Source organism: Actinoalloteichus caeruleus, from assembly GCF_049311605.1.
Classification (GTDB): Bacteria; Actinomycetota; Actinomycetes; order Mycobacteriales; family Pseudonocardiaceae; genus Actinoalloteichus_B; species Actinoalloteichus_B caeruleus.
On sequence record NZ_CP186005.1, the window covers coordinates 3,055,338 to 3,079,325 of the forward strand.

The window sequence follows — 23,988 nt, forward strand, 5'->3', positions numbered from 1 at the left end:
GCAGGACTTCCCCGTTTCGCCCGACAACCCGACGTGAACCCGCATTGGAGGATCGCGTTGATCACGGATCGTGTCTACGACTTGGTGCGGGACGACGTTTTCTTACGCGTGACCGGACTGAGCGACCTCAACCGCCTGTACCTGAAACTGGAGGGGCTGAACGCGGCCGGTTCGATCAAACTGAAGACCGCGCGCAGCATCCTGACCGGCGTCGAACTGTCCGGTATCGACATGGCGCGGGTGCGGATCATCGAGTCCACCTCCGGGAACCTCGGGGTGGCGCTCGCGGTGATCTGCGCCGCGAAGGGATACCGCCTCACCTGCGTCACGGACCCGAACGCCAACGCCTCGGCGGTCGCCATCATGCGGGCACTGGGCGCCGAGGTGGTCGTGATCCGGGAACGCGACGACAACGGCGGCTTCCTCGGAAGTCGAATTTCCTACATCAGGAACCGGCTGCGGGAGGAACCGGGCCTGTTCTGGGTGAACCAGTACGCCAACCCCAACAACCCGCTCGCCCACGAGCAGAGCACGGCTCCCGCCGTGCTCGACGAGTTCCACCAGGTCGACAGGCTCTACGTCGGGGTCGGAACCGGCGGGACGCTCATGGGCATCACCGACTACTTCCGCACCCACAGCCCGCGTACCCGGATCGTGGCCGTCGACTCGGTGGGATCGGTCAACTTCGGTTCGAAGCCCCAAGCCCGGCACATCCCGGGACTGGGCGCCAGCAGGAGACCCGAGCTGCTGGCACCGGACGCCCCGGACGAGGTGGTGCTGGTGCGCGAGGACGACACCGTGCGGGAGTGCCGCTGGCTGGCCCGCACCACCGGCCTGCTCGCGGGCGGCTCGACCGGCACGGTTCTCGCGGCCATCCGCGGCCAGGCCGCCGACATCGCCCCCGACGAGACCGTCGTCGCGATCGCCCCCGACCTCGGCGAGCGCTACCTGGACTCCGTCTACGACGACGACTGGGTGGTCGAACACGGCCTGGGACGGGCGTTGGCACCCGAACGGCCGCTTGAGGAGGGACAACGCGATGTTCTCGTTTGAGGTCGTTCCCGGGGCACTGGCCAAGGACATCCTGGACTCCTCGGTGCTCAGGGTGGTCGAACTGGTCGAGGACGCCTACCTGCGGCACGCCGACGGGCACACCATCAACCCGGACAGCTACTTCCTGCGGTTCCCCGACAAACCCGACGCGCGGATCATCGCGCTGCCGGCGTTCGCCGACCTGCCAGCGGCACCCGTCGCCGGCATCAAGTGGATCGCCAGCTTCCCCTCGAACGTACGACGTGACGTGCCGAGGGCCTCGGCGGTGTTGGTGCTCAACGACTACGAGACCGGGTACCCGACGGCGCTGCTGGAAGCCGCCTCGATCAGCGCGGCCCGGACCGCTGCCTCCGCCGCGGTCGCGGCACGCGCGCTGGCCGTGTCCCTGCCGGGCAACGGTGAGGTCGCGGTCTTCGGAGCCGGCGTGATCGCCAGGGCGGTCCTGCGCTACCTGGCTGCTGTCGGCTACCGGATGGACCGGCTGCGCGTGTTCGATCCGCACGCGGACTCGGCGGACCACCTGGTGCGGTGGGCCGAGGCCGAGCTGGGGCTGGTGGCCGCGCGGGTCGCCTCGCCATCCGAGGCCCTGACGGCGCAGACCGTGGTCACCGCGACGACGGCGGCGACTCCGCACCTCTCGCGGCCCTTGGAGGCGGGACAGGTGGCGCTGAACATCTCGCTGCGCGACTTCGCCCCCTCGGTGGTCCTGGGTGCCCAGAACTACCTCGATGACATCGAGCACTGCATGAAGGCCAACACCTCCCCGCACCTGGCCGAACAGCAGGTGGGTCACCGCGACTTCGTCACGGGGACCATCGCCGACCTGCTGCGTGGCCGGGCCCTGCCCGACCCGGGGCGGGGAGTGCTGGTGTCCCCCTTCGGCCTGGGAGTCCTGGATCTCGCCGTCGGGCAGCACGTGCTCCTGACCGCCCGTGAACAGCGCTCGGCGCTCGAGGTGCCCGACTTCTTCGGCGAGACGCGGAGGTGGTGACCACCGTGCGTGTAGCCGTCATCGGAGTCGGCCCGCGCGGACTGTCGGTGCTGGAACGGGTCATCAGCCACACCAGTCTCCCCGGCCCGCCGATCGAGCTGCTGCTCATCGAGCCGAACGAACTGGGTGTGGGCGTTCACGACATCAGGCAGCCCGACTACCTGCTGCTGAACACCATCGTCGCCCAACTCACCATCTTCTCCGACGGGCACATGGCACCGGGCGCGCCCGTCACCCCGGGGCCGAGCCTCTACCAGTGGTGCCACGAGCACCACGGACCGGTGGAGTTCGACGACTTCCTCCCACGCCGGCTGCTCGGGGAATACCTCCAGTGGGCGGCGCGGGATCTCCTGGCCCGGGTACCGCCCCGGCTGACCGTGCGGCACCTCCCGACGGCCGCCCGACATGTGCGGCCGGCCACCACCGGTGCGGTCGTCACCTTGGCCGACGGCACCGCCCACGCGGTGGACCTCGCCGTCGTGACCACCGGCCACGGCCTCGCCGACACCGAACCGCCGCCCCTCGGCGCCTTCGTCGAGACGCCCTACCCCCTGCCGGCGCGGACCGACGGCATCGTCGAGGGCACCACCGTCGCGCTACTGGGGTCCGGGCTGACGGCGATGGACGTGATCGCCGCGCTCACCGTCGGCCGGGGCGGCGCCTTCGACGACCACGGCTACATCCCCTCGGGGCGTGAACCCCGGATCGTGCTCACCAACCGGGCACGGTCCCTGCCCCGCGCCCGGCCCCGGACAAGCCAGGACCGCGTCGCGGCACCCGCCCGGTATTTCACGCCCGCCGCGATCGCGGCCCTGCGCCACCACGCGCCCGGCGGTCTGCTGGACTTCCGCCGCCACGTGGAACCCCTGATCCGCCGCGAGGCGATCAGCCGGATGGGCAAGCCGACGGCCGGGGAGATCGCCGTCGTCGACCAGGCGCTCTCGCTCGAACCGGTCACCTGGAGGACCTACGAGGAGTACCGCGACGCGACGTTGGCTGCCGCCAGGGCCGACCTGGTCGAAGCCGAACGCGGACTCGGCGTGAGCGCCGTCAAGGACGCGTTGGAGGTACTCCGCGACCACCGGGAGAGCCTGCGGGCGGCCGTCGACCCGCCAGGACTGACCGAGGAGTCACACCGGTACTTCGCGCACGAGTACGTGCCGTTGGTCAACCGCGCGGTCATCGGCCCCCAGAAGGAACGCGTGCACGAACTACTGGCGCTGGTCGCCGCCGGTGTCCTCACCCTGGGCCCCGGGCCGGGACCCGCGCTGGAACCGGTGGGGGACCGGTGGGCGCTGACGTCGACCCGGCTGGGCCAGCCGCGGCGCATCGAGGTCGACGCCGTCGTGCGGGCCAACCTCACCTGGCCCTCGCCCGACGATGCCCGGGACCCGGTGGGGTCGTCGCTGCGGAGCTGGATCGCGGTGGACGACGGCCGGTCCCACCGACTGACCCTGGATCGTGACGGGTACGCGATCCCCCGCGAGGGGGGCGCCCCGGTGCCGATCGCCGTGTTCGGACCGCCCGCGGAAGGCGCCAGCTACTACAACCACTACGTGCCCTCGCCGGGCACGTGGTCCCGGGCCCTCACCGACCTCGACCGTGTCCTCGGCCCCACGCTTGCTCCCGCCGTGCCGGTGCCTTCCCCTCTCCTCCGCCGGCCGTGACCCCCAGCGGGCTGGCCGCCGAGCACTCACGTCCGCGACGACCCAGAAGGTGACGACGGAACCATGCTGATTCTCTCGCTCAAAGAAGGCCACGACGGTGGCATCACGGCCATCGAGGACGGCAGGCTGCTGTTCGCGTTGGAGGCCGAGAAGGACAACTACCCGCGCTACGACCGGTTGACCGGTGAGGTCATCGCCCGCGCGGCCGGGATGCTCCACCGGGCTCCCGACATCGTGGCCCTCGGCGGCTGGGTCAAGGGCTTCCACTCCGTGGAGCCGCCCTCCCGGACCGGGTACTTCGGTGTCGGCGACCGGTCCACCTCCGACGAGGAGGGCACCTTCTTCGGCAAGAAGGTCCGCTACTTCTCCTCCACCCACGAGCGCTCCCACATCTACACCTCGCTCGGCATGGCACCCCGCGCCACCGGGCAGGCGTACTACTCGCTGGTCTGGGAAGGCAACATCGGTGACTTCTACCGCATCGACGAGAAGGGCAACGCCACCCACCTCAAGCACGTGCTCGCCGACCCGGGCAACAAGTACGCCTACCTGTTCGCCCTCGCGGACCCCGGATTCCCCTCGGGCACCGGACTGTTCCGCTACAACGACGCCGGCAAGCAGATGGCCCTGACCGGTTTCGCCGAGAAGGGCCCGACAACCCAGGAGGAGAAGGAGACCATCGACTTCATCCTGCGGCAGGAACAGATCATCCTGAACCTGTCGAAGGACGAGATGTCCTGGTCACACATCCACAACGTCGGCGTCCAGTCGCAGGCGTACCGGAACATCGCCGCGAAGCACTCGCAGGCCATCTTCGACATGTTCCACGACTACGCCTCCGAACACATGAAGGAAGGGCTGCCGCTGCTGATCTCCGGAGGCTGCGGTCTCAACTGCGACTGGAACGCCCAGTGGAGGGAGAGCGGGCTGTTCGAGTCCGTGTTCGTGCCGCCGTGCCCCAACGACAGCGGCTCCGCGCTGGGCACCGGCATCGACGCCCAGTGGTACTACACCGGTGAGGCGACCATCGAGTGGTCGGTCTACGCGGGCGAGGAGTTCGTCGAGGACATCCAGCCGGACCCGACGACCTACGAGGTGCGGCCGCTGGTTCCCGCCGAGGTCGCCCGCTACCTCGAACGAGGGAACATCATCGGCTGGGCCCGAGGCCGCTACGAGATGGGCCCCCGTGCCCTGGGCAACCGGTCGATCCTGGCGGCCCCGTTCACCGAGGAGACGACGACACGACTGAACTCCATCAAACGCCGGGAGGGGTACCGTCCCATCGCCCCCATCGCGCTGGAGGCCGACGCGCGCAGATGGTTCGAGGGCTCGGTCGTCGACCCGTACATGCTCTACTTCAACCGCGTCACCAGCGACCAGCTCAGGGCCGTCACCCACGTCGACGGCAGCGCCCGCACCCAGACGGTCACCCGGGAACGGAACGGTCGCATCGTCGACCTGCTGGAGGCGTTCCGCGACATCACCGGATTCAGCGTCCTGTGCAACACGTCGCTGAACAACAACGGTCGCGGATTCATCAACCGCACGAGCGATCTGATCGCCTACGGCGAGAAACACGGACTGGACGGCTACGTCATCAACGACTCGTTCGTGACTCCACGCAAATTCTGAATAGCCCGAACGGACCTCGTAACGACGGTGATTTCCGGCAGGATCATAGCCATTCGGCGAGCGACTGCCCGCCGTGTCGTGTCCGGAACCGGGACGCGACACGGCCCACGCCGTCTGGAACTTCGCAAGGGGAGAAGCACCCGACATGACCACGTCCACGCATGCCGTCACCCAGGCACCGTTGTCCTTCGGCCAGGAACAACTGTGGTTCCTCGACCAGCTCACCCCGGGCCTGACGACCTACAACATCCTGCTCGCGGCCCGGTTACGGGGACCGCTGGACGTCACGGTGCTCCACCAGTGCCTGAACACCGTGGTCAGGCGGCACGAAGCCCTGCGGATCACCATCCGCTCCTCGGAGGGCACGCCGTACCAGGTCGTCAGCCCACCCTCCGACGTGGACCTGGAGGTCGAGGCACTCGCCGGACTCGACGACGACGGGCGTGACCGGGCCATCCAGGCCGCGTTGGAGGAACTGTCCACCACGCCGTTCGACCTGGAGAACGGGCCGCTCCACCGCTACCGGGTCCTCGCCTTCGCCGAGGACGACCACGTGCTCCTCCAGAACCTGCACCACATCATCACCGACGGCTGGTCATCCGGGATCGTCAACGCCGAACTCGCGATCGCCTACCGGGCCCACAGCCAGGGACGGGAGCCCCAGTTCGACCAGCCGGGATCGCGGTACACCGAGTCCGCCCGGGCCCAGCGGGAACACATGCGCGGCCACACCCTCGACGCGGAGCTCACCTTCTGGGCGGACAAGCTCCGGGACCTGCCCACCCTGGAGTTCCCGACCGACCGGCCACGCCCGCCCACGCCCACCCGGCGGGCCCACTCGATCACCAGGAACCTGCCCGGTGGGCTGCTCACCGCCGCCCGCGCACTGGCCAGGGAACACGGCGTCTCGCTGTACATGGTGTTGGTGTCCGCGCTGAACGTGGTCCTCAGCCGCTACACCGGCCAGGAGGACATCCCCGTGGGCGTGCCCATGCTCGGCCGCGTCGACCCCGAAGCCGAGTCCGTCGTGGGCCTGTTCGTCAACATGGTGGTACTGCGCTCCGACGTGTCGGGCGACCCGACCTTCGCCGAGCTGCTCCGGCGCACCCTGGAGGACAACTTCGACCTCTACGAGCACCAGGAGGTGCCCTTCCACCTGGTGGTGGACCGGGTGCAGCCGATCCGGGTGCCCGTCCGCAACCCGCTGTTCCAGATCTCCCTGCAACTGCTCGGCGACGCCAACTCCGGCGGCGCCCTCGACCTCCCCGGGATCCGGGCCGAGCCGATCTCCCTCGCCTCCACCGGCTCCCGGTTCGACATGGCGATCGACTTCGTGGAGTCCGACGACGCGCTGCGCGCGGTCGTGGAGTACTCCACCGACCTGTTCGACCAGTGGCGGGTGGAGGCGTTGCTCGACCACATCGGCACCGTCGTGACCGCGGCGGCCTCCGACTCGACGCTGAGGCTGTCCCAACTGCCCGTGGTGACCCCCGAGGAACGGGCCGAGCTCCTCGAACTCGGTCGCGGCGAGGAGGCCGAGTACTCCGAGCTACCGCTGCACGTCGCCTTCACCGAGGTCGCCAGGGCCACCCCGGAGGCGGTCGCCGTCGTGTGCCGGGGCACCGAGCTGACCTACGGCGAACTCGACCGCCGGGCGGACCTGCTCGCCCGCCACCTGCGCGCGCTGGGCCTCACCCACGGCCAGGTGGTCGCCGTCGTCATCGACCGCGACCTCGACGCCTACGTCGCCATGCTCGGCGTCCTCAAGGCAGGCGGCGCCTTCGCGATGATGGACCCGAAGGTGCCGGCCAACCGCCTCGACTTCATGATCCGCGACACCGGCGCACCGGTCGTGATCACCCGCTCCACCCTCACCGACCGACTGCCCGAGGCCAACGGCTGGGCGCGGGTCCTGATCGACACCGACTGGGACACCATCGAACGGCACCCGACCGACGAACCGCTGGAGGAGTGGACCACCCGCGAATCACTGGCCTACGTCCTCTACACCTCCGGATCCACCGGAACCCCCAAGGGCGTGATGATCGCCCACCGGGCGGTGTCGTTCTTCTGCGAGGCCTACCGGCGCAGGTTCGACCTCGGCCCCCACGACCGGCTGCTGCAACTCCCCGCCCTCAACTTCGACATGTCCCAGGGCGAGATCTGGACGGCGTTCCTCGTCGGCGCCCGCATCGTCGCCGTCTCCCCGGACGACGCCCAGTCACCGGAGGCGCTGACGGCGCTGCTGCGGGAACAGAAGGTCACCTACGCCGGTCTGCCCCCCGCCATGCAGTCGGTGATGGAACCCGGACCGTACCCGGACCTCAGGTACGTCATGGGCGGAGCGGAGGTGCTCCCACCCGAGCTGGTCAACAAGTGGAACCTGCCCGGCCGCACCTACCTCAACCTCTACGGCCCCACCGAGTGCGCCATCGGTCAGACCGACTACCTCGTCGAACAGATCGAGTGGACCACACCACCACCCATCGGCCGTCCCCAACTGAACCGGCAGGTCTACGTCGTCGACCGGTTCGACAACCTCGTGCCCAAGGGGGTGAACGGGGAACTGCTCATCGGCGGCGCCGAGGGCGGTCTCTCCCTCGGCTACCTCAACCAGCCGGAGATGACGGCGGAGAAGTTCATCGTCGACCCGTTCGACGCCGGTAGCACGGTCTACCGCAGCGGTGACCTGGTGCGGTGGAGCGAGCGAGGTCAGATCGAGTTCCTCGGCCGCATCGACAACCAGGTGAAGCTGCGCGGGCTGCGCGTCGAGCTGGGCGAGATCGAGACCGCGCTGCAGAGCCATCCCGGCGTCCTGCGGGCCGTGGTCCTCATGCGGCCCGATCCGCGCGGGGAGAACCGCCTGGTCGGCTACGTCACGTCGGTCGGCGAACCGCCGCCGGTGGAGGCGCTGCGCGACCACCTCGCCGAGTCGCTGCCGGACTACATGGTGCCCACGGCGTGGGTCACCCTCGACCGGTTCCCGATGAACAACGACGGGTGGAAGATCAACCGCAACGCGCTGCCGGACCCGGTCGACGAGGACGGCGACCGGGAACTGACCGAACCGCGCACCACCACCGAGATCGCCGTGGCGAAGCACTTCACCGAGGTACTGGGTGTCGAACGGATCGGCGTCAACGACAGCATCTTCGACGTCGGCGGCAACTCGTTGCAGGCCCTGCGCCTGGTGAGCCGGATCAACAGGACCTTCGGGATCCGCCTCACCGTGCGGCTGCTGTACGGCAACGCCACCGTCGGCGCGATCTCCCGGACCGTCGACGAGCTGGTGGAGGCCAAGGCGAATGCCTGACCTGGAACGGCTCGTGCCACTGCGCACCGGGGGCCACCTGCCCCCGGTGTTCTGCGTGCACGCGGTGTCGGGCTCGGCCTACGCCTATGCCGGGCTCGCCCGGCTGCTCGGCGACGACCGGCCCGTGCACGGATTCGAGGCCCCCGGTTTCGACAACGACCGGACCCCGGTGGGGTCACTGACCGCCCTCGCCGACGAGTACACCGACATCCTGCGCGCGGCCCATCCCGACGGGACGTACCTGCTGCTGGGCTGGTCGCTCGGCGGCCTGGTGGCCTTCGAGATGGCCAAACGGCTCACCCAAGCCGGGGACGTCGTGGACCTGTTGGTGCTGGTCGACGCGGGCCTGCCGAGGGTCATGGACCTGCCACCGGAACGGGACATCCTCGTCCGCTTCGTCCGGGACATGGCGGGGACCTCCGGCGAGTCACCCGCCGGGCTGGACGAGCTGGCCGCCGCCTGGGCCCCCGACGTCGCACCCGGCGCGGTGTTCGAGGAGGTCGAACGGGCCGGTGTGCTGCCAGAGGAGTTCGACTCACACCTGCTCGGCGAGCAGTACGCGGTGTTCCGCGCCCACCTGAAGGCCTTCTACTCGATCGAGGTCACCGGCAGCCATCCCGGCCCGGCCGTGCATGTCCTGGCCGAGGCCTCCCCCGCCCAGGACATGCGGTGGCAGCGGTTCCTGCCGGACCTCGTCGAGCACACCGTCCCCCACAGCACCCACCACTCGATCTGGACCGGTGACAGCCTTCTGGAGCTGAGCCGGCTGGTCCGCGAGCACCTCGGCCACTAGGAGACCACCGTGTCCGTCACCGACATCGACCCGGCCGAGGCGCCCAGGGCGAAGCCCCGAAGCCTCTGGCACAACCGGGACTTCCTGAAGTTCTGGGTGGGCGAGACGATCTCCCTGCTCGGCACCCAGGTGACCATCCTCGCCTTGCCGCTCACCGCGATCCACTCCCTCAACGCGACCGACAGCGAGGTCGGCGTCCTCCGTTTCGTGCAGCTCGCGCCCTACCTCGCGTTGGCGCTGCTGCTGGGCATCTGGATCGACCGCGTCCGCCGGTGGCGGGTGATGCTGTGGTCGAACCTGGCCAGGATGGCCCTGATCGCCCTCATCCCGCTGCTCCACCTCACCGACCTGCTGACCGTCCCCGCGTTGTTGGTGATCGCCTGCCTCATCGGGGTGGCGTCGGTCCTGTTCGACCTCAGTTGGATGTCGTACGTGCCGACGCTGGTGAAGAGCCCCAAGCACTACGTCGAGGCGAGTTCCAAGATGGGCATCAGCTCGTCGACCGCCGACGTCGCCGGACCCGGGATCGCGGGCGTGGTCGTGGCCTGGTTGACGGCACCGATCGCCCTGCTCGCCCAGACCGGCACCTACCTGCTGTCGGTCGTGTCCCTGATGCTGATCCGCACCAGGGAACCCAAGCCCGAGGTGACCACCGAACGACGCGCCTCCCGTGAACTGAAGGAGGGCCTGGCGTGGGTGTTCGGCAAGCCGCTGCTGCGGTGGCTGGCCATCATCGGGTTCTGCTGCAACTTCTCCATGATCACCACCTGGACCATGTTCCTGCTCTACGGCACGCGCACGGTGGGGCTCGATTCGACGACACTGGGCCTGATCTTCGGTACCGCCTCGATCGGCGGTCTGATCGGGGCGGTCGTGTCACGCCGGGTCGTCGGGCGTTTCCCCGTCGGGCCGACGTACTTCGTGGCGCAGACCGGCCTGCTGCTCGGCCCGCTGCTGATCGTCCTCGCGAGCGGACCCCAACCGGTGATGATCGGCATGTTCATCGCCTCCTTCTTCACCACCTACTTCGGGCTGGGCATCGCGAACGTGATCATCGTGGCGTTGCGGCAGACCCTCACTCCGCAGTCGATGATGGGACGCATGACGGCCTGCTTCCGCACGCTGCTCTTCGGTGGTGGGGCGCTGGGTGGCCTGTGCGCGGGTCTGCTCGCGGACGCGATCGGCGCCCGCAACGCCCTGGTCGTGGCCGCGGTCGGGTCCGCCGCGGTCGTCGTCGGGCTCGTCCTCTCGCCGGTCAGCCGTCTGCGGAAGATGCCGGAGGCGGTGACCGAGACGCCCCCGGCCGCCTGAGCGCCGGGTCACCAGGGACAACGACGCTGGGCGGCGGTCCGGCGCCTCCTTCGGGAGCCGCGCCGCTGCCGTGGTCATCCGAACACGAGGAACCGCCGTGCCCGCTGGGACGTCGGTCCGCCACCAGCGCCCGGTTGTCAGGTCTCCGCGCCGGGAGTCGGCCTCCCTGGGACCCGGCTGGTCCTTGACTGCCCGGTCCTGGGCCGTCGACCGGGGGCGAGGGCCGGGTGAGGACAGTGCCCGTGCCGCCTCGCGGTGGCGGCCAGGGGTTCCGTTGACCGCGGCGAACGCGCGGCCGTCATCGCGGCCGTCCGCGGCGGCCCGACAACGAGGACGCGCACCGCCGCACGGCACCACCGGGGCATACGCACCAGACCCCACCGTGCCGAACGTGCCATCGAGGCCCCGCCTTCCCGGTTCTCGCTCGCCCTGTTCTCGACCGCGAACGAGAGGACCAGTGGAACGTCCCTCTCCTCCGGTGTCGAGGATGTCCTCGGGGACGCCACAACGCCCCAGCGGGCACCGCCACCCAACACACCCCTCGACGGCCTCGGCTGGACAGCCCACGGCCCTACCCCCCGATCACGCCGGGTCGGGATGGGTTCGCGCCTTTCTGGACGACGCCGTCGAACCAGAGGCAGTTGTCGCCGCCAGTACCCACGGGGACAGCGATGCTGACGCTGAGCCCGAAGCTGGTAGTCGGCTGGGTCCCGCCTCCGCTCGTCCGGGTGCAGATGAAGTCCGCGAACATGTCCACGCTGGTACCGCCGAGCTGGAGGCTGATGGCAGCCGTGATCTGCATGCACGTCCTGCCTGGCAGGGTGATCACGTCGGCGAGGAGCCGCGTCACCTTCGCTGACCTGAGCTCCGGGGGCACCTGGGCGTGAAACTCCTTCTCAGCCCACGCGCTGAGATCCGCGAGACTGATGTCGTCGGCACCGCCCGACCCGCGGCAGTAGTCCTTGTAGTGTTCGACCCTGTTTATCGTGATGCCCTTGGTGGCGCTGATCCTGATCTCGTCGATCGGGTTCAGGTCCGTCCTCCCCCCGCCCCCTGGCTGGTCATCCGGTTCCAGGTCGAGATCCGAGTCGATGTCCGCTCGTGCGTACCGGGGTTTCTTCTCGATGATGACCCAGGTCCTGAACCTGTCGTTCCGCAGCGGCGCCTCCCGGTACCACTTGTTCTTGTTCAGCTGGTAGATGGACAGGGTGGACGCCGAATTCCTGAAGCCGCTGATCGCATCCTTCGCCAACCGCTCCGGGTGGTCCGGCGAATTGATGTACTGCTTCATGTTGTTGTAGGCGGACCGCATGGTCGAATACACCTGTTTCCCCACGATGGGGGAGCAGTGTTCCTCGAACTCATCGGTCGCGGGGTTTTTGCGGAACCGCTCGTCCGGCCCCAGGAAGAGGTTCCCCGGTAGCCATGCGTACACCAGTGCGAAATTCTCCCACCTGTCGGATTCGAACTCGGTGGCCCCCTCGATCACCTCAGCGCAGACCTCTGCCGCCACAGTGCGATCGTCCTGGTTCATCAGGATCTTGTAGCCGTTGACACCATCGACCAGCTTGGACTGGATCACCTTGAGCAGCGGGTGGGTCAGGTGGATCTTCTCCTCCTCGACCAGCTTGTTCCAGAAATCCCGCAGCACGTTGTAGGGGATGATGTGGTGACGGGCCAGTGGCTGTCGCTGGTCACCGGGCCCCACGCGCTGGAGGTCCCGGTTGACGGTGGGAGTCGCGGCGTACATGTGGTCGACGTTGGTGGGGCGCGTCTCCTCCATGGTGAGTGAATGGGGCATGTTACCTCCTTGTCGACAGGCGACAGCGCGTAGTTCCTCGCCCCGTGCTGACGCCGCAGCGGCCGGGAGTCTTCGCGCATCGCCGGGGAGATTCGCGCGGTTCCCGGTTCCTCGGAACTGATGCCAACCAGATCGGCGACGAGCCCGCAAACCGGTGGACTTGAGCGTCGTCACGCGGCGGTCTCACGGAATATCACCCGATCGGGGCGGGTGGCTCGCCCCGGAGCAGCGATAGTGCCACCAGAGTGAGGGACACGCGGCGGCGGCGGGTGGTGAATTGTTCGCACAGCCTAGCGCCGACGGTCTAATACGGGAATCCCAGTGACACCCGGTCAGCGGCGGTGCCGCCCCGGTGGCCCGCTGATTTCACCCATCAGGGGGTGGTGCGGTTTGTGGGCGGGCGGGGCAGCCCTTAGCGTCGCTGACCGGCATCCCGGCACCGTCGGCGCTCTGCGCAAGGAGTCAACAATGGAGTCAGCGCCGGACGAGGGCGACGTCGAACGTGTGACCGTGCAGGGTGATTCCTTCCGGATCGCCGCGTCCTTCCGCTCCGATGAGGGCCTGCCGGCGGACGAGGTCGCCCGCGCGTTGGGGCTCGATCTCGACGGCGTGCCGGGTGTCCTGGTGCCTGAGGTGGTCGCGCTGGGCCTGGCCTACGACTTCACGGCGAAGAGCCTGGTGCTGAGAGCCACGACCGAGCACACCGACTGGATGTTCGGCTCGGCACCCGACAGGGAAGGCCCGCTCCGGGTCGCCGCCGCCGGAGGTCGACTCGACGCGAGGGCGTCGTCGCTGCCGGTCGTGGGTGACGCGGTGCCCGCCGACCGGGACCTCGGGGCGACCGGGCTCCGGTTCCTCGCCACGTCGCGGGCCTGGACGAGCGCGCACACGGCGGTGGTCAACGAGTTGCTGGCGTGGGCCGGTGCCGCACCGCCGGTGGGGGCGCTGCCCCAGGAACTGGCCGCCGGCGTGTCAGTGGTGGTGGACCTGCTGGTGGCTGGTGCGGCACAATCCCTGGTGCTGACCTCGAGAGGCGCCCGTGCCGTCGAGCCCGACGAGCCTCGGACCCGGGCGGGGTCGGTGGTGGCCCGGGAGATGGACCTGGGACTGGGGCCGGTGCGGGTGCGGCGGATCAGCCTCAGCTACACCGATGGCCGGGTGTTCGTGGCGCTCGACGCGCTGCTGGCGGTCGGCCCGGTGGAACTGTCACTGCTGGGCCTGGGGTTCGCGATCGATTCGCGGTTCCGGGTCACCCCGACCCTGCGGGGCGCCGGGGTCGTGCTGGACAAGCCACCGGTGAAGGTGGCCGGGGCCGTGGAGTACCGCGGTGACCCCGACTTCACCGCTGTCCTCGACGGGCTGTTGACGGTGGAGACCGGTGCGATCGCCCTGGAGGCCGCGGGCAGTTACGCCCGCAGCCGCACCGGGTGGTCGTCGATGTTCCTGCTCGGTGAACTCGCCGGTACCGGGGGCCGGGGACTGTTCGGACCGCCGGCGTTCACGGTGACCGCCGTCTGCGTGGGCTTCGGGATCAACAGCACGGTGCGCGTCCCCACGATCGACCAGCTCGGGCAGTTCCCGTTGGTGCGGCGACTGGCCGACGGCGTCGGTGCGTCCTCGCCCCGCGAGGTGTTGGCGAAGCTGTCCGGACCAGGCGGGTGGATCACCCCGCACGAGGGGCAGTACTGGGGCGCGGGCGGCATCGAGTTCAACTGCTTCCGGTTCCTGGACGCTCGCGCACTGCTGGTCGTGGAGGGCGGCGCGCGCTGGAAGGTGATGCTGCTGGGGCGGGTGACCGTGGACCTGCCTCGCAACAAGGCGGCGAAGCGGCCCCTGGCGCGGGTGATCGTGGACCTGGCACTAGCCTACGACACCGGCCGCGGCGTGTTCGCGATGGACGCGGTGGTCGCCCCGGGCTCCTACGTCCTGGACCCGACCGCCGAATTGACCGGTGGGCTGTCGCTGTACATCTGGAGTGGTGACCGCACCGCCACGGGCGGCGGTCAGGGCTTCGTGTTCACCCTGGGCGGCTACCACAAGGACTACCCGGTCCCGGCCTACTACCCTCGACCGCCCCGGTTGGGATGGCTGTGGTCCCGGGGGGACGTCACGATCCGGGGCGAGGTCTACGCGGCGGTCACCGATGACGCCTTCATGGCCGGGGGCCGCCTGGAAGCCCGCTACGACAAGGGCCACGGAATCCAGTTGCAGGCGTGGTTCGTCGCCCACGTGGATGCGCTGCTGCGCTGGAAACCGTTCTCCTTTGACGTCTCGCTGGGCCTGGACGTCGGGGTGGCCGCCACGGTCAAGGTGCTGTTCATCCGGGTCCGTGTCTCGCTGGAGGTCGGGGTCTCCCTCCAGCTGTGGGGGCCGCCGCTCGGCGGAACCGCTCGGGTGAAGGTGTGGTTCGTGTCCTTCACCATCGGTTTCGGAGCCGGTCGGGACACCGCGCTGACCGTCGGGTGGGCGGAGTTCCGGACGCAACTACCGGCTCCGCTGGCGGTCGTGCCCTACCGCGGTCTGCTGGCCGATGTGGCCCCGGAGGAGGCCCGCGCCCGCCAGAGCAGTGGACAGCCCCTGCTGGTGTCCTCGGCAGGGTTCGTGGTCAGCACCGAATCGTTGATCCCGGCGTCCACGATCACCCTCAACGGGACCAGGGTGTGGGGCGAGGACGGGAACACGGTCAGCATCCGCCCCATGGGCCGGACCGGGGTCCGCTCCGAACACCGGGTCACCCTCCGGCTCGGTGGCACCGCCTTCGACGTGAGGAAGCACGGCTGGACCGTCACCGCCGTCACCCGGGGCATGCCGCGAGCCCTGTGGGGAGAGCCGCTGGCGAGAGCGGAGGACGCGCTCACCGACACCGGCGGGGACGGCGAGAGGACGCTGCTCACCGACCGAGGAGCCGGACTGCGCTTCGAGGTCCCGCCCCCGCGCTGGGGCACCCACCTCGGACCCATCGCCGCGGACGTCCTCGGGGTGGAGGGTCAACCACCCGCCGCCATCCCGCTGCGCGACCCCACTCCGGTGGGGCCGAAGCCGGTGGACGACCCCCACAGCATCGGCACGATCACCGACGTCGTGAACGGGATCCGGGCGAAGGGGACCCAGCACCACCGCCCGAGCCTCCACGAGGCGTTGGCACTCCTGGGCGTCCCTCCCGGAGCCGACGACACGCTCGACCACTACGGCGCGATGGCCCCGACGATGTTCACGGACCCACCCATGACGATCACGACGACGAAGTGAGTCGCGGTGACAACCGAATCCGACCTCCAGGTCACCTTCTCCGACCACCTGATGCCCCAGGCCGTGGCCGGGGTTTACACCATCCGCACCGAGCAGCACCTGACGCAGCAGGGCGCGGACATCACCAGCGCCGACCCGCTGCCCGCGGTGGAGCAGGCCTACGAGATCCGGGCCGTGCGGTTCCTCCTCGACGACTCCTCCGTCCACGCCTCCTACCCCGACGCGGGCGCTACCGGCGATTTCCGCAGGACCCTGCCGCACATCACGCTCGACCGGGCGATCCTGCCGTGGGAACGGCAACTGGACGCCACCCGAGCCGACGTCCGAGAGCCCTGGCTGGCGCTGCTGGTCTTCCGCGCCGGAGAGCTCGACGAGGACCCCGACGGGCGAGGCGTGACCACCACCCGGACCGTGGAGAAGCTGTGCCGCCCCGACGACGACACCGTGCTGGGTCCGGATCTGACCGTCACCCCCGAGGTGGCCCAGACCCGGTGCCAGACCATCGACGTGGACGCCGAGCTGTTCACCAGGACCGTGCCGCGTGCCGAGGAGCTGCGGTACCTGGCGCACGTGCGGGACGTCCGGCCGTTGTCACGGCTGCGGGTCGAGGGCGAGGTGCTCACCGAAGGCCAGTACGCCGTGCTGACCGCGAACCGGTTCCCCCGCGCACCCGGCTCCTACGCGGTGCACCTGGTGTCCTTGGAGGGCTTCCACGACCGGCTCGCGCCGGGACGGCTGCCCACCGGGACCCGCGCGGTGCGGCTGTGCGCGCTGCGTTCGTGGTCGTTCACCTGCGACCCGACCGGGCACCTCGACGTCGGAGGTCTCCTGCGCGGCCTGGCCAGGCCCGCGGTCGGCGGCCACGCGGAGAACCTGGCCCTGCGGCTGGTGACCGACACCCCCAAGAAGCCCGACAAACTCCACGAGGCGTTGGAGGAAGCACAGGAACGACTGCGCCTGGGGTACGTGCCGGTCGTCTACCGCGTCCCCTCCGGGGAACTGACCTTCGCCTGGTACCGGGGGCCGTTCACCCCCGTCGCTCCGCGACCCGTGCCCCGCCACCCCACCCCCCACACCACCGCCGACCACGCGTTGATCTACCACGCCGAGCGTGGCGTCTTCGACGTCAGCTACGCCGCCGCGTGGACCCTGGGCCGGCTCCTGGCGTTGACCGACCCCGACTACGCGGCCGAAACCACCCGGGCCCGCCGGGAGGCGGCCACCCTCGCGGTGAACCTGATGGCCCTGGGCGCCGATCCCGCCCGCGAGCGACTGGACCCCGACACCGCGGCCGGTCACGCGACCAGCGAGATCGCGGCCACCGGGTTCGGTGACGAGCTGGTGGCGGCGCTGGCGGCGCCCCAGGTGCCCGGAGCGGTCCCGCAGACCCGGCGGTCCCGCCTGAGCCGAGCCGAATCCCGCGCCTGGCTGGAGCAAGCCCGCAACCAGGACCTGCTGCGGGGTGCGGTCTCCCGGCGCACCGAGACCGCGCCGGGGTGGCTCGACGAGCTCGTGCTGCTGCGCCGGGTGCCGTTCCGCTACCTGGTACCCCACCCGGGGATGCTGCCGCCGGAGTCACTGCGGATGTTCCGGGTGGACCCGGCCTGGGTGGACGCCCTGCTGGCGGGAGCCCGGGATGTCGGGGTGCACACCTCGCTGGACGCGCGGATCAACACCACCTTCCGGCAGGACGTCGACCACCGACGCACCGGAACCTCCCCGGTGGCGGGGATCGTGGTGCGTTCGCGGCTGGTGCGGGCGTGGCCGGTGTTCGACCTGCTCGCCACCAGGGAGGACGGCCGCGCGGTCACCGAGCTGCGGCGTGATCGCCTCGCCCCGGACGTGCTGCTGTGCCTGTTCGACGCGGTTCCCGACGAGATCGTGATCCGCGAACCCGGGCAGGGCATCCACTTCGGCATCGACAGCGCCGACGTCATCGGCCTGCGGAGTGTCACCCCCGGAAAGGACCTGGGCGTCTCGCTGGGACGCGACTTCCCCGCCCAGGGCACGGGCACGGTGTTCTCCGCCTATCTCCGAAACGTCGACCAGGGCACCCCGGACGTGCTCCAACTGCGGGGCCCCGGCGGCCTGGTCTCCGACCTCGCCGCCCAGTTCGGGCTGTCCGACCTGTCACCTGGCCAGTTCGCGCTGCAACTCGTCAACGCGCCGGTCGAGCAACGCCTCACCCACCCCTGACCGACCACCTGATCCTGCTGCTGGTTCCCGGGAGAGCTGATGGAGGACACCGACCTCGTCGTCCCGATCGAGGTGCACGCCCTGCTGGTCAACTACAAGGTGCGGAAGTTCCAGACGTTCGAACGCTGGAGCCCGTCGCTGTTCCTGATGCTCCACGAGGACTACCGGGCCAGCGGCGAGCCACCGCCCTACCAGAACCGGCAGGACGTCACCAACGATCCGGGGTTCGAGGGTGTGCACGTGCAGTGGCGGCTACCGGAAGCGCTGACCGACGGGTTCGTGCACCCCGACACCGGGCAGAGCCAGTTCCCGCTGGTGCCCAACCGGTGGCTGGTCGTGCGCTACCACTCCCTCAACGGCCGACGCCAGGCCACCGGCTGGGTCGTGCACGGTGACTACCTGGAATCCCGCGACACCGCCACACCCGCGAAGCAGGGCAGCAACCCCTACCTCGATCCCCACGCATCGGCGCCAACACTGGACCACCTGGGGCGAGCGCACCCCCTCGCCGACGGGGCGTGGCGAGAACCCACACCCCCGACCCCGCCGTTCCTCACCGCGGTCGGCCCCGGGCTGCCGGCCTTCGCCGCCTTCGAGCCCTACCACCAGAACGTCTTCGCCTTCCACGACACCCTGGACGATCTGCGACCGACGCCGCACAGCCCGGCCCCGGACACCGATCTCAGCTATGCCGTCATCGGCTGGTACTCCGACGACCAAGCCGACATCCTGGTCCACGCCCGGAACAACGCCATCCCCGGCCTCCTACCGGAGAACATCCCCAACCCCGACATCAACACCGTCCTGGACGCCCTGGGCTGGACCTGTCCCGGCGAGGTGTCCCGCGTGGTCCGCACCCGCTACGCCGGCACGGCGCTGCCGATCCCCTGGCAGCGCGAAGGCGACCACCCGCCGTCGGAACGGCCTGACCCCGCCGGCATCAAGGTCGCGGTCGGGCACAGCATCGCCGACGCCGCCGCAGCGATGGCCGCCCAACAGACCCGCTCCGCACGTACCGGGGAGGTGGTCAACGCCCTGTTCCAGGGCAAGCTGCACGAGTTGGACACCGCCGACGGCCCGATCGACCTCGCGGAGCTGACCCACCAGTCCTGGTTCAGCCGCCGGGAGGGCGGCCACGTCTGGCAGGTGGTCTCCCGGCCCAGCGAGCAGCGTGACCCCCAACAGCCCCCGCCCCCGCAACCGCCGTGGGTGGACCAGCTCAACGCCGACCAGGCCGCCTACGACGCGGCACTGCCGATGCTGACCGCCGCCCAGTGGCGGCTGTGGACCTTGTGGTGGCTGCGGAACCTGCCCCCCAACCAACGCCCACACGGTTACACCTGGGACGACAAGGTGTGGCAGAAGAAGATCGACGAGCTCCGCGCATCGGTGGCGGCACGTCGGAAGGAGGTCGCCGACCTGGCGGGACGGATCCCGCACGCGGGCGACCCCGAGGCCCTGGACCGAGCCACCGCCCAGTTCGCCCACCACCACCAGCTGCCGGAGACCCTGGAGCTCACCCGGTCCACCCGCCGCGACTACTACCGCCCGACGGACCCGGTGTTGGTGCTGTCCAACACCGGCACCACCGATCCGTTGGGCCGGGACGGGGACGACCCCCTGCTGTGCCGAACGCCCTCGACCCTGCTGACCAAGGTCAAGATCAACAACAAGTGGGTGGGACCCGAGAAGTCCGCACCGGTGCCCACCCTCGACGGGCTGCCGGAGGTGTGCTCGGCCCTGCTCGCCGAGTTCGCGATGCTGGACACCGCGGCCCGCACCCCGGCCGCCGGTGGGACGACCGCGCTCCACGGCATCGTCGCCCACCCCGAGACCCACACCGCGGGTGGCTTCCCCGAGTACACCCGGGTGTGGCGGCAACCCTGGCAGCCGATGTACCTGCAGTGGAAGATCAAGTACTGCGCCACCCCCTACCAGACGGGCACCAGCGCGCACTGGGACTTCGACGGCGACCGCTACCGTTGGCAGGGCACCGGGGCCGCCGCCGGCGACGGTGAGGGCGGCCGGCGCTGGACGGTGTTCGCCGGCCAGTCGTTCCTGACCCCCGCGTTCACCTACGTGCTGCGAGAACAACTACGCCGCGAGCTGGCCACCGCCCCCGCCGCCACCGCGGCGGGGCTGGAGTCCCTGCGGGAACGTCTCCACGACCTGCGGATCCTGTCCCAGACCCTGGACGGCTTCCACGACTGGCTGCTCCACCACGACGGCACCGCCCGACTGACCACCGACCCGACCATCCTGTCGATGGTCGGGGAGAGCAACCACGTGCCCGACGGCGCCGGCGACCCCCGACAGCACCGTTTCCAACCCGTGCGCGCCGGCCAGTTCTACGTCACCGACCTGCGCATCATCGACCGCTTCGGCCAGGTCCTGCGCAAGGTCGCGCCGGAACAGTCCCAACCCACGCAGTTCACGCCCATCCGAGCGGCCAGCGTCACCCCCGACGCACCACCGTTCGACGCCGCACCCGGCCCGCAGCGGTTCCTGCAAGTCCCCCCGCGCCTGCTGCACAACGCCCGGCTGGCCTTCGACCCCCTGCCCGCCCAGGGCGGCGACACCCCGGCCACCAGCACACCGGTCGCGGGCTGGCTACTGGTCAACCACCTCGACCAGACCCTGCTCGTCTACGCCCCCGACGGCGAAGCACTCGGCGAACTCCGGGTGGTCACCACGGTCACCGGCACCAAGACCACCCGGGCCACCGCGTGGAACGCGCTGCCCCACGCCCCCTACCGCCACCCCAGCCAGCCCGAGTTCGCCGCAGCCCACCCCGACCTCGCCGGGTTCGCCACCGCCCTGCTCGGTCACCCCCACGGGGCCTTCACCGACCTCATGAACACCATCGACCAAGCCCTGGACCACATCGGTGACCCCTCCCCGGTGGAGGACCGCAACCCCACCCGCCTCCTCGGGCGTCCCGTCGCGCTGCTCCGCGCCAGCCTGGGCATCGAGCTGCTCGGCCCGGCCCTGACCGACTCCACCTGGGACCGGGTCCTCACCCCACCCGCCCCGGACTACACCGACCACCGGTGGACCGTTCGCCTGGGGGACCCGGACCGGCTGGCCGACGGCCTCATCGGCTACTTCGCCGCCACCGAACCCGGCCACCCCACCGACTACCGGCGCCTGCACGCGGTGGACCCGGTCAGCGGCACCGGCGGCTACGTCGTGCCCATCGGCACCGGCGCCGGCCTCCGAGTGCCCGCGCGCCCGGCCGACAGCCCGGTCACCCATCACCTCACCCTGCTGGCCTGCCCGCACACCACGGTGCACGCCACCACGGACATCCTGCCCGTCACCGGCCTGACCCTCGACGCCGACCTCACCCACCAGGCGCTGAGCCGGATCCGCGCCTCGTTCCGGCTGAACCCGGTGTTGGCTTCCACCCGCGCCGACCACATCACCGTCACGACCTCGCTGGGGCACACCCCCGGCCATCCACCCACCGCGATGATCGACGGCACCCTGTCCAGCTTCTACTGGAGCGAGAAGTGGGCCAGGCCGGACGAATGGGTCCAGCTCGACCTGGGCGCCACCACCACGATTCGCCGGGTCGAGGTGTACCTGGGGGACTCCAAGGCCGGGTTCGCCCCACCGGACTGCGTACTGGAAGCCTCCACCGACGCCGTCACCTGGGATGAGTGGGCATCCTTCGGCAAACCGTCGCACCTCGCGCTGGAGACGCTGGAGTTCCGCCACGTCCCCGACTCCCCGGTGTCGACTCGCCACCTGCGGTTGCGGCTCACGGGTTCCCAGGACTGGAGGATGGCCATCCGCCAGTTCGATGTCATCACCAGCCCCGCGACCGGCGGCATCCTCATGCCCCGCCCCGCTGCCTGGCACGGCACCTGGCACTGGTCCGAGCCCACCAGCATGGGACTTCGGGACCCGCTCATCTGGGACGAGATGCCCATCCTGGCCGTCGGCGACGAGGCCAGCCCCGACGAACCGGCCCCCGCCGCCCGCGCCGGCTACCTCCAACTGCACCCGGCGCCTCCCTCCACCCCACGGAAGGCCGACCCTGATGCGCGCTGACCTCACCCCGCTGCTGACCTACCACCTGGACGTCACCCCCAGTCCGAAGGGCGTGCCCACCGGCTTCACCAGCGTGCGCCTGCCCCTCGGTGAGGGACACGGCAAACAGGCGGAGTGGCCCATCCGCTGCACCCGGGTCAGCGTCGCCTTCGATGTGGGGTTCACCCGGACGAGCAGTGAACCGATCTCCGTCCACACCAGCCTCACTCCCGTCAGCGGACGCGACCAGGGCCGACGGTGGTGGACCGTGGCCAACACCACCGACCCCGCCCGGGTCGTCGTGGACTGCGTGCCGGAGGACACCGCCTCCTTCGACGGGACCTGGTCGGTCACCGTCACCATCGAACTCGACGCGCCCGTGGCGGACACAGTGGAGGTCACCGAGGTCACCGCCACCGCGACCAGCGATTTCGCCACCCGAACGGGGACGGTGCCAGTCACCTTGCGCGTCCCCACGCCCTGACCAACCACCTCGTCGCCGGTCCATCACACCCTTGTCCCTCACATCCCGTGGAGGTCGGTCATGCCCCTCGTCCTTGAAGGTGCCAATCTCCTCCTCCCCTCGGTCGAGACCAGCCCGGACCCGCTGCGGGTGAGCACGTTCGCCGAGGCCGAATACGGTCGGCTGTCCTTCCGGTTCGGCAAACACCTGCGGAACCCCCACCACGGGCCGGTCACCTGCCAGAAGATCGTCATCCGCATCCCCACCGGCCGCCGTGCCACCGCACTCACCACCGACCCGGGCGGGATCGCGACCTCCGTGACCCAGCCACCCACCGGCCCGGGTCTGCGTGGCCGGTGGCAGATCGTGAAGACGAGCACGGATCCCAACGAGGTGGTGTTCGACTGCGTCTGCACCGTGCCCGCGCAGTTCGACGGCAGTTGGGAAGTCGGATTCACCCTGTCCGACATCGAGGTCAACGGCGCGATCGGCACCGTGGCCATCACCATCGAGGAACACTCCGCGGTCGCGAGCGGCGCCGTGCAGCAACGCGTCGGCGCGGTCAAGGCCATCAAAGGGGACGACGCGTTCCACTTCCACAGCTTCCGCCCCTCCCGGACCGTGTTCAACAAAGGCGAACCGGTGACGTTGCACTGGGAAGGTTCGAAGAACGCCCAGTACACGATGTACTACCGCGACCGGCAGGGGGTGGACCGCGCGGCCAGCCTCGTGGCTCCAGGGGGGACGTGGACCCTGAGGGAGGGCCTGGAGAACAACACCAACTTCACCCTCAAGGCCACCATCAACAGCCAGGACCATTACCAGACGACCCATGTCACGGTGAACCGGCCGAACATCAAGGTCGGCTCCCTCGAGGTGGACCAGAACGTCATCGTGGAAGGCTTCGCGGAGGTCCACGGCCACCTCACGTGCATCGGGCTCCTGTCCGCCAAAGGCGAGCTCCACGCGTACAGGAAGGTGACGATGTCCGGAAGCTCCGTCGTCGTCAGCGGCGTGCTGCAGGTCCACGGCCCGATCGAGGCCAAGAAGGACCTGACCATGTCGAACGGGACCTTGACCGTCCACGGCCCGATCGAGGCCAAGAAGGACGTGACCGTGACGAACGGGACCCTCACGGTGAACGGCCCGTTCCACGTGCACCCCTCCGGTGAGGCCGGGTCAGCCAACGACGTCGTCCTGAACAAGGAAGGCGCGACGGTTGGTTACCTAATCGTCAATAATGGTGCGAAAGTTAACAGTAGTCTGGTTGCGGAACACAATCTCGCCGTCAAGAAAGACCTGGACGTCTACGGTCTGAGCAATTTCTGGCAGTCCTGCGCCGTGACACGCGGAAATCTGTCCGTATATGAAGGGAAAATTTGGGTTCGAGGGCGCGAATTGTGAGCACTGGCGCCATGCCCGAAGGTGTCGCAGTCGGGGGGAGTTTCCCCCGGGTGGAGTTGCATTGTTCGCTGAACTGGTTG

Annotated in this window: 13 protein-coding genes; 12 read left to right on the plus strand and 1 reads right to left on the minus strand. The window is 69.7% G+C overall.

Going from position 1 to position 23,988, the window contains the following annotated elements; translation table 11 throughout:
* The first annotated feature begins 57 nt into the window (after nt 1–57).
* The 7 genes from sbnA (at nt 58) to ACOJVX_RS12455 (ending at nt 10,760) form a co-directional block, all read left to right on the plus strand.
* Nucleotides 58–1,053, plus strand: coding sequence for a 2,3-diaminopropionate biosynthesis protein SbnA (sbnA, locus tag ACOJVX_RS12425; protein ID WP_026417960.1), 996 nt, complete (start codon nt 58–60; stop codon nt 1,051–1,053).
* Entirely contained in the window at nt 1,040–2,044 is a 1,005-nt protein-coding gene (gene sbnB / locus ACOJVX_RS12430) for a 2,3-diaminopropionate biosynthesis protein SbnB (protein ID WP_026417961.1), read from the plus strand. Before sbnA ends, sbnB begins: the two co-directional genes overlap by 14 nt.
* A 5-nt stretch (nt 2,045–2,049) precedes the next feature.
* Nucleotides 2,050–3,711, plus strand: a complete 1,662-nt coding sequence (locus tag ACOJVX_RS12435) for an FAD/NAD(P)-binding protein (protein WP_418153349.1) — start codon at nt 2,050–2,052, stop codon at nt 3,709–3,711.
* A gap of 63 nt (nt 3,712–3,774) precedes the next feature.
* Nucleotides 3,775–5,343, plus strand: a complete 1,569-nt coding sequence (locus ACOJVX_RS12440) for a carbamoyltransferase C-terminal domain-containing protein (protein ID WP_422647550.1) — start codon at nt 3,775–3,777, stop codon at nt 5,341–5,343.
* A gap of 145 nt (nt 5,344–5,488) precedes the next feature.
* Complete coding sequence (locus ACOJVX_RS12445; protein WP_418153351.1) at nt 5,489–8,656, plus strand: non-ribosomal peptide synthetase; 3,168 nt, start codon at nt 5,489–5,491, stop codon at nt 8,654–8,656.
* Entirely contained in the window at nt 8,649–9,449 is an 801-nt protein-coding gene (locus ACOJVX_RS12450) for an alpha/beta fold hydrolase (RefSeq protein WP_418153352.1), read from the plus strand. The genes ACOJVX_RS12445 and ACOJVX_RS12450 overlap by 8 nt, the downstream gene beginning before the upstream one ends.
* Nucleotides 9,450–9,458: 9 nt before the next feature.
* Nucleotides 9,459–10,760, plus strand: a complete 1,302-nt coding sequence (locus ACOJVX_RS12455) for an MFS transporter (protein ID WP_422647551.1) — start codon at nt 9,459–9,461, stop codon at nt 10,758–10,760.
* Nucleotides 10,761–11,331: 571 nt separating this feature from the next.
* On the opposite strand, the gene ACOJVX_RS12460 is transcribed toward ACOJVX_RS12455, so the two are convergent.
* Nucleotides 11,332–12,561, minus strand: coding sequence for a hypothetical protein (locus tag ACOJVX_RS12460; RefSeq protein WP_418153354.1), 1,230 nt, complete (start codon nt 12,559–12,561; stop codon nt 11,332–11,334).
* 468 nt (nt 12,562–13,029) lie between these two features.
* Between ACOJVX_RS12460 and ACOJVX_RS12465 the strand changes: the two genes are divergently transcribed.
* Genes ACOJVX_RS12465 through ACOJVX_RS12485 form a run of 5 tightly spaced genes read left to right on the plus strand, consistent with a single transcriptional unit; the run spans nt 13,030 to nt 23,908 of the window.
* A complete protein-coding gene (locus ACOJVX_RS12465; protein ID WP_422647552.1) occupies nt 13,030–15,810 on the plus strand; it encodes a DUF6603 domain-containing protein in 2,781 nt (926 codons plus the stop codon).
* A gap of 6 nt (nt 15,811–15,816) precedes the next feature.
* Nucleotides 15,817–18,006, plus strand: coding sequence for a hypothetical protein (locus tag ACOJVX_RS12470; RefSeq protein ID WP_422647553.1), 2,190 nt, complete (start codon nt 15,817–15,819; stop codon nt 18,004–18,006).
* A gap of 39 nt (nt 18,007–18,045) precedes the next feature.
* A complete protein-coding gene (locus tag ACOJVX_RS12475; protein ID WP_422647554.1) occupies nt 18,046–22,062 on the plus strand; it encodes a discoidin domain-containing protein in 4,017 nt (1,338 codons plus the stop codon).
* Nucleotides 22,052–22,525 carry a hypothetical protein gene (locus ACOJVX_RS12480; RefSeq protein WP_418155344.1) on the plus strand — a complete coding sequence of 158 codons (474 nt, stop codon included), beginning with the start codon at nt 22,052–22,054 and terminating at the stop codon, nt 22,523–22,525. Before ACOJVX_RS12475 ends, ACOJVX_RS12480 begins: the two co-directional genes overlap by 11 nt.
* Before the next feature lie 60 nt (nt 22,526–22,585).
* Entirely contained in the window at nt 22,586–23,908 is a 1,323-nt protein-coding gene (locus tag ACOJVX_RS12485) for a hypothetical protein (protein WP_422647555.1), read from the plus strand.
* The last annotated feature ends 80 nt before the right edge of the window (nt 23,909–23,988 follow it).

Bases quoted from the DNA above. Each gene is read 5' to 3' on its own strand.
- sbnB (WP_026417961.1), top strand. From the start codon at position 1,040: ATGTTCTCGTTTGAGGTCGTTCCCGGGGCACTGGCCAAGGACATCCTG.
- ACOJVX_RS12440 (WP_422647550.1), top strand. From the start codon at position 3,775: ATGCTGATTCTCTCGCTCAAAGAAGGCCACGACGGTGGCATCACGGCC.
- ACOJVX_RS12445 (WP_418153351.1), top strand. From the start codon at position 5,489: ATGACCACGTCCACGCATGCCGTCACCCAGGCACCGTTGTCCTTCGGC.
- ACOJVX_RS12450 (WP_418153352.1), top strand. From the start codon at position 8,649: ATGCCTGACCTGGAACGGCTCGTGCCACTGCGCACCGGGGGCCACCTG.
- ACOJVX_RS12460 (WP_418153354.1), bottom strand. From the start codon at position 12,561: ATGCCCCATTCACTCACCATGGAGGAGACGCGCCCCACCAACGTCGAC.
- ACOJVX_RS12465 (WP_422647552.1), top strand. From the start codon at position 13,030: ATGGAGTCAGCGCCGGACGAGGGCGACGTCGAACGTGTGACCGTGCAG.
- ACOJVX_RS12475 (WP_422647554.1), top strand. From the start codon at position 18,046: ATGGAGGACACCGACCTCGTCGTCCCGATCGAGGTGCACGCCCTGCTG.
- ACOJVX_RS12480 (WP_418155344.1), top strand. From the start codon at position 22,052: ATGCGCGCTGACCTCACCCCGCTGCTGACCTACCACCTGGACGTCACC.
- ACOJVX_RS12485 (WP_422647555.1), top strand. From the start codon at position 22,586: ATGCCCCTCGTCCTTGAAGGTGCCAATCTCCTCCTCCCCTCGGTCGAG.